Genomic DNA, 4839 nt, shown 5'->3' with positions numbered 1-4839 from the left:
AGCGCGCGCATGAGCGAGTCGGGCGGCGTCCAATTGAACACCTCACGATCCTTGCTCAGTTGCGCCAGACTATCCTTCGCCGGCGTCTTGCCCGGTACCGGCTTGGCGCCAGCCCCGGGACGAGCGGGAACGGGCCGCTGCGCGGTCAGTGGCGCCGCCACCATAAGCGAACCGAGCACCATACCCAGTATCACTCTCACGACCGAGCACCATCGGTTGTGAACACTGACCGCGTGTGCGGGCACCGAGCGACTCACTCGTCCCCGGCAGCGATCCGCCGCTCGCGGCGATGACTGATGAACTTCGACACCGTGATCGACACCTCGTACAGCAGATAGAGGGGGATCGTCAGTGCGATCAAGGACGTCGGGTCGCTACCTGGGGTGATCAGTGCCGCCGCGATGATACATCCCAGGAACGCATGGCGCCGGAACTTCGACAGATACTGCGGCTGCACGATGCCCATGGCCGAGAGCAGTGCGATCACGATCGGCAGCTCGAAGATGGCACCGAACGCGAGACACATCGAGATCACGAAGCTCACGTACTGATCCACCGTCTGCATGATCTGCACGGAGCCGCTCTGGAAGCTCATGAAGAACCCGAGCGTGACCGGCAGCACATAGTAGAACGACAGGGCCATACCGGCCAGAAAGAGCACGGCCGCCCCGACAAGTGCCGGGATCACGGCCTTCTTCTCATGTCCGTACAGCGCCGGGGAGAGAAACCCCCAGATTTGCCAGGCCAACACTGGCGACGCGGCGATCAGCCCGAGCGTAATCGAGGCGTCCATCACGATATCGAAGAGGTCACTCACGTGCGTCACCATGAGCGGCTGCTTCAGGTACGGCTGGATTGGCTGCGACAGGAAGGCGATGATGTCGACCTGCTTGGTGTACAACAGCGCGAACGCGACGCCCACACCGAGGGCGATGGCCACGGCACATTTGAAGAGCCGCCAGCGCAGTTCCTCGAGATGGTCGAGAAACGGCATTTCCACACTGTTACTGCTGGACATCGGTGAAGTCGTCCTGGTCGCGCGGTCAGCGCAGCGTCTTGAGTTGATCGGCCGCGAGCTCGGCCTCAATGCTGCGCGGGTATCGCGCGATCACCTGCTCGAGCAGCTGCCGGGCCTGCGGGATGTTGCTTTGCTGCAGAGCCAGCTGCGCCCGCTTGTACAAGGCGGTCGGGGCTTTCTCCGACGTCGGGTGGACGCTCGCCACCGCGGCGTACGCGGCATCGGCAGCTGGCAAATTCTTTTCCTTCGCGAACGATTCCGCGATCCAGAACTGCGCGTCGGGGGCGTAGTCGGAGGAGGGATAGTTCGTAATCAGTTCTTGGAAGTAGATCCGCGCCGTGGCGCTGCTACCGCGGGTAAGTTGATCGCGCCCGTCCGTGTAGAGCTGGTTGGGTCCGGGCGCGCGCGTGGTCACACTATCGGCTCCCGCCGGCGGAATACGGCCTCCCGCCAGCGGAACGGCTGGCGGCACTGCGCCAGCGGCCGGCGCGGCCACAGGGGCCGCGCTGCGCGACTCGATCTCCGAGCGAAGTCGGGCGATAGTCGCCTGACTCTGCCCCAGTAGCGTCTGCACCTGCAGCATCTGCTCCCGGATCGCGCGCATCTCCCCGCGAATGTCGCCCTGAATGCTGACGGTACGCGCACTGACCTTGGACAACGAGTCGCTGGCGACTTGCAACATCCGCATCGTCTGGGTCAACGCGTCACGCTGGTCCATCTGGTTCTTCAGAAGCTCGGCGCGCAGGGACGACACATCACTTTGCACGATGCGCACATCGCCGCGGGTCGCGAAACAACCGCCCGTGCCGACCAGCACCACGAGAGGCACAAGCCGCGACACCCGGGAGCGCAGCGCGTGGAGAAGTCCGAGTGCAGCGGCGCCCATCACTGCGCGCGCAGCTGATCGCCACCGGCCACGATCTCGAACTCGTCGCGGCGGTTGCGCGCCCACGCATCCTCGGTCGTTCCCTGCACCGCTGGACGCTCGCGCCCGAACGACGCCGTCTCGACACGCGCGGCATCGACACCGCGGTCGATCAAATAACGCTTCGCCGCCTCAGCCCGACGACGGCCGAGGGCAATGTTGTACTCGTCGCTCCCGCGCTCGTCGCAATGCCCCGCGATACGGATCCGAACGGCCGGATTCGCGTTCAACACCGCAATCTTGGCGTCAAGGTTCGCCTTGGCATCGTCGCGCAGTTCGTCGGCGTCATACTCGAAGTAGATCGTCTCCAGCAGGCGGGCCCGCGTCGCCGCCAGCTTCGTCCGGTATTCCTCCATCGTGTCGCGGGCGGCGGGCGGCGTGTTCGTTGGCCGCGTCGGCTCTGGCTGCGCGGTGGGCGCGACGTCAGGCTTCGGGGCCACGACCGGCTTCTTGCGGCAGGCACCCAGCACCAGCGTTGCAGAAGCCAACACCACGGTCAGACGAATCGCACGCATCATGTCGGAATACTCCGAAAGGTAAAGTGAAGGAGATGGTGGTTACTGAGACAACAACCGCGGGGACCACGCGGACAGCCTGGCCTCCGAGCCGAAGGTGAGTTGCCGGGAGCGCCCCGTTTCAACATCCACGATCCACAACTGGCGCGTTCCGCTCCGCGTCGACGAGAAAACGATATGCCGAGAATCCGGTGCCCATGACGGGTCATCGTTCCGGCCATCGTTCGTCACGAACTTCACCGACTGATCGCGCAAGTTGATGGTCATGATCTGGAAAGTGCCGCCGTTGCGTGACTGAAAGGCGACGAGGCGCCCATCGGGAGACCAGTCCGGCCCCGCACGATAGTCGCGATCGCCGAACGCCGCCGCCGTCAGGAGCTCCACGTTCGTTCCATCCAGATCGCTAATATACACTTCAGGGTGCCCCGAGCGGTCGGACATGAAGGCGATTCGCTGACCATCGGGACTGAACGTGGGCTGGGTGCTCGCCCGACCGCGTCCGACCGTAATTCGACGCGGCGCCCCCCCCTCGATGGGCATGGCGTAGAGGTCGGTGCCGCTCTCCGAACCCCGCGCGTACACCACGGTTCGACCATCGGGAGCGACCGCCGGCGAGCTGTGCTCGATGCCCGGCGACGACGCCAGTGTCCGCTGCGAGCCGGTGCCAAGATCGGTCAGCATGATCGGGTTGCGCACGCCGTCGAGCACGCTATACACAAGACTGCGCCCCCCCGGCAGCCATTGCGGCGACATGCCGCTCGGGGTCGCCGGCGTCACGTTCGCGCGATCGCTGTCGACTATCCACACCCGGCCACCACGCGTAAACGCGATGCGCGTCTGCGCGATCCCACGCTGCCCGGTGATCCACTCCTCGACGGCATCCGAAACGCCATGCAATGCCGCACGCCACGCCGGAGACAGCGCCGGCGACGGAAGCGCAAAATCCTTGCTGTTCAGAACGGCCTTCTTCGACACGTCATGCAGCGCCACCCGAACCCAACCCGACGGCAGCAACGTCGGCTGGACAATACCATCCACCCCGAGCTTTGCGAACAGCGCGTAGTTCGGGGGGCCATTCACCACCGGCGCACTCGAGGTCGACACCACGTTGAAGCGATCGCTATAGTCGAAATCCCGCGACAGGATCGTCGCCACCGAATCCCCGTTCGCCCCCTTCACCGGCAGCACGATCAACGAGGTCTTCTGCCCGGCAACGAAGCGCGTACTGAGGCTGACCCCCGGCGGCTGCGCCTGCGCCGAGGCACGCCACGGCGCGGCAGCAGCGACGGCGACCATCAGCGTGCCGACGAGCCTCGGCCAAGCACCACGCGACGGGGAGCGGGACGTCATCTGGAACATGCAGTCAGTTGGGTCGCAAGGCATAGTCAAACGTGAAGTACACGATCAGCACGTCGTCCGTCCATCCCGGTGGGAGCGGGCCGAATGCACGCGTGGAGCCGACCGCTTCGATCGCCCCCATCGCGTCGAGGTCATAGATCCGGTCAGTGGAGCCTTTCACGACTTCGATCGCCGTCACCGAACCGTCGCGCCGGATGGTGAACTTCACCTCCGAGACGAGCGATGCGGAAACACGGCGCGGTGTCCAGTTCAGCGTGAGTTGCCTCACGATATTCTGCAGGTACCCGGGATACGGAAACTCGATCCCGCGGATGTTGAGGTTCGCGACATCCGCTCCCTTCCCGCCCTGCGCGCCAGCACCCGCCTTGGGCGCCGACGTCGACTTCGATGCCGTCGCGGTTGCCGTTTTCGAACCCGCCTTCTTTGTCCGCGAGAGCGAGGGCGTCGCCTTCGGCGACGGCAGCACTTTTTTCGCGGTCGAGGGCGTCGGCACCACCGCCTCTTCCGGGACGCGCTCGGCGCCGGCGATGTCCGGGGCCTGCACCGTGGGCTGCGCGGCGGGCGTCACCACACCGGCCTGCCTGGGTCCCGGCGGTGCGCCTACGAGCTCCACACGATACACCGGTGGCCGCGGCGCCTCGGCACGAGAGCCCCACCAGAGCGCCGCTCCCACGAGCATTACGTGCACCGTCGCCGAGAACGCGATACCACGGCCAAGCGTCGTCCGGCCGGTCGCAGCACACGACAGGCTCACCGATCGCCGTCCGGTTCAGCGACGAGCCCAACGTCCGTGATACCCCTGGCCTTCATCGCGGCGACGATGCGCACCACGATACCGTACGGGACGGCTTCATCGGCGCGCAGATAGACCCCACCGCCGCCCTTCCTGTCCGACAACGCCTTGATACTGCCGGCGAACTCCTTGAACGTCAGTCTGGTGTCATCGATGAAGATCTCCCCGTCGCGATCGACAGTGATCACAAGGCCATTCTTCGGCTCGAGTGGCGCCACCTCTGCCGTCG

At 65.4% G+C, this 4839-nt stretch carries 7 protein-coding genes; all 7 read right to left on the bottom strand.

Going from position 1 to position 4839, the window contains the following annotated elements; genetic code table 11:
• Nucleotides 1-200: hypothetical protein (locus tag ACIRA7_RS14920; protein WP_396221639.1), on the bottom strand; the 200-nt coding region annotated here is incomplete at its 3' end.
• A gap of 53 nt (nt 201-253) precedes the next feature.
• Nucleotides 254-1018: a twin-arginine translocase subunit TatC gene (gene tatC, locus ACIRA7_RS14915; protein ID WP_396221638.1), complete on the bottom strand. Its 765-nt coding sequence runs from the start codon at nt 1016-1018 to the stop codon at nt 254-256.
• A 25-nt stretch (nt 1019-1043) separates the two neighbouring features.
• Complete coding sequence (gene ybgF, locus ACIRA7_RS14910; RefSeq protein WP_396221637.1) at nt 1044-1847, bottom strand: tol-pal system protein YbgF; 804 nt, start codon at nt 1845-1847, stop codon at nt 1044-1046.
• A gap of 56 nt (nt 1848-1903) precedes the next feature.
• Nucleotides 1904-2461, bottom strand: a complete 558-nt coding sequence (pal, locus tag ACIRA7_RS14905; protein WP_396221636.1) for a peptidoglycan-associated lipoprotein Pal — start codon at nt 2459-2461, stop codon at nt 1904-1906.
• Nucleotides 2462-2500: 39 nt separating this feature from the next.
• Nucleotides 2501-3808: a hypothetical protein gene (locus ACIRA7_RS14900; RefSeq protein ID WP_396221635.1), complete on the bottom strand. Its 1308-nt coding sequence runs from the start codon at nt 3806-3808 to the stop codon at nt 2501-2503.
• Between the two features lie 13 nt (nt 3809-3821).
• Complete coding sequence (locus ACIRA7_RS14895; protein ID WP_396221634.1) at nt 3822-4571, bottom strand: cell envelope integrity protein TolA; 750 nt, start codon at nt 4569-4571, stop codon at nt 3822-3824.
• Nucleotides 4568-4839: ExbD/TolR family protein (locus ACIRA7_RS14890; RefSeq protein WP_396221633.1), on the bottom strand; the 272-nt coding region annotated here is incomplete at its 5' end. The genes ACIRA7_RS14895 and ACIRA7_RS14890, both read right to left, overlap by 4 nt.

The organism is Gemmatimonas sp., from assembly GCF_044376735.1.
Taxonomy (GTDB): domain Bacteria; phylum Gemmatimonadota; class Gemmatimonadetes; order Gemmatimonadales; family Gemmatimonadaceae; genus Gemmatimonas.
This window is presented reverse-complemented; position numbering and strand designations above follow the sequence as displayed.